This window comes from Microbacterium sp. BF1 (assembly GCF_019279095.1).
GTDB lineage: Bacteria > Actinomycetota > Actinomycetes > Actinomycetales > Microbacteriaceae > Microbacterium > Microbacterium maritypicum.
In genome coordinates this window covers 1-734 of sequence record NZ_JAGYWT010000779.1, presented here as the reverse complement: position 1 = coordinate 734, position 734 = coordinate 1, and the positions used below count along the sequence as shown (strand labels likewise).

Below are 734 nucleotides of genomic sequence, written 5' to 3'. Positions count from 1 at the left end.
ATGCTCGTGGTGAACCTGCCCGGCTCGACCCGCGCTGTCGCCTCCGGCGTACCCGTGGTGCTCGGCGTCGCCGCGCACATCCTGGATCAGGTGGAGGGCGGAGACCACTCATGAACGACGTGCGAATCGCAGCGGTTTCGGAAGCGCGACTCGATCTGGATGCACACCTGGCGGCGGTCGAAGATCCCCGGCTGGGAGCGGTGACGACCTTCGTCGGTCGCGTGCGCGACAACGACCCGGACGCCGAGACGCCCGTGGTCGGACTGGAGTACAGCGCGCACCCCGATGCGGAGGCGGCACTGCGAAGGATCGCCCAGGAGGCCGGTGCCGGAGCGGAGGCCCCCGCCGTGGTGGCGGTGAGCCATCGCATCGGACGCCTCGACGTCGGCGACGCGGCCGTCGTGATCGCGGTCGCCTCCGAGCACCGCGCCGAGGCGTTCGAGGTGTGCCGGGCCGTCATCGAGGCGATCAAGGCAGACCTGCCGGTGTGGAAGCGTCAGCTCGAGGTCGACGGGACGTCGTCGTGGAAGGGCATCGGCGGCTGAGCCCGTCGCACCATCGCCGTACTCGACACGTCACCTGCATGAGGTTTTGCCGCATGCAGGAGGAAACGCCGGCCGGCGATCATGCAGGTGGCCGGCGGTCATGCACGTGGTGCGCTGTCAGCCGCCCGCGAAGGGCGGGAGCACGTCGATGAGCTCGGCGTCGTCGAGGGCGATGTCGCCGTCGGTGCG

The 734-nt window shown here is 70.3% G+C and carries 1 protein-coding gene; it reads left to right on the top strand.

Going from position 1 to position 734, the window contains the following annotated elements; all coding sequences use genetic code 11:
- The first annotated feature begins 110 nt into the window (after positions 1-110).
- Positions 111-545, top strand: a complete 435-nt coding sequence (locus KZA10_RS16735; protein WP_017831259.1) for a molybdenum cofactor biosynthesis protein MoaE — start codon at positions 111-113, stop codon at positions 543-545.
- Positions 546-734 lie beyond the last annotated feature (189 nt).